Raw genomic sequence first — 706 nt, forward strand, 5'->3', positions numbered from 1 at the left:
CTTCGACTTCGACGCGCCGACGTCACCGTCGGCGTTGTGGGTGTCGGAGTTGTTGGAGTCCGACGCGGTCGCGGTGTCGATCCGCGGGCTGGTGGAGCCGGCGAAGATCACCCGGGACGAGTTGCGCCGGCAACGGCGGCGGTTCATCACCGACATCCAGGAACGGCACAAGCAGGGCAAGATGTCGCGGGCGGAGCAGGACGAGATGCTGGCGAACCTGACCGTGATCGAGGACCACTACGCCAAGGGCGGGGCGAACCCGACGCTGGTCGACGCGTCGGTGTTGGTCGCGTTTGCCGGGATCAAGGATCTGGACCGGTTGAACACGGCGGACCGGCAGTTGGCGAAGCTGGCGCCGATGACGCTGACTCAGCCGGGGGCGATGGCGGAGACCTGGCTGTGTTCGACGATCTCGGCCAACCCGAAGCTGCACGATCTGCCGATCCAGACGATCGCCGCGTCGGGGATCACGAGTTTGTCGTTCGTCGGTGACCGGGACGGTGCCCTGTTCGGGTTGACCGAGCGGGACCGGCAGCCGGCGTTGTTGTCGCCGACCGCGGCGTCGACAGCGGACGGGTTGCCGATCTTCCTGTGCGCGGCCGCGACCGGTGCGGGGAAGACGATGCTGATGTTGAACCTGGCTGACCAGTGGGCCCGGATGGGCTATTCGGGGGTGATCATCGACCCGAAGCAGGGCTCGGACCAC

General features: G+C 67.1%; 1 protein-coding gene. It reads left to right on the plus strand.

The genetic code is table 11. From position 1 onward, the window contains the following. Nucleotides 1-706: hypothetical protein (locus ABD747_RS09090; protein WP_344803610.1), on the plus strand; the 706-nt coding region annotated here is incomplete at both ends.

The organism is Microlunatus ginsengisoli (assembly GCF_039537205.1).
GTDB lineage: Bacteria > Actinomycetota > Actinomycetes > Propionibacteriales > Propionibacteriaceae > Microlunatus > Microlunatus ginsengisoli.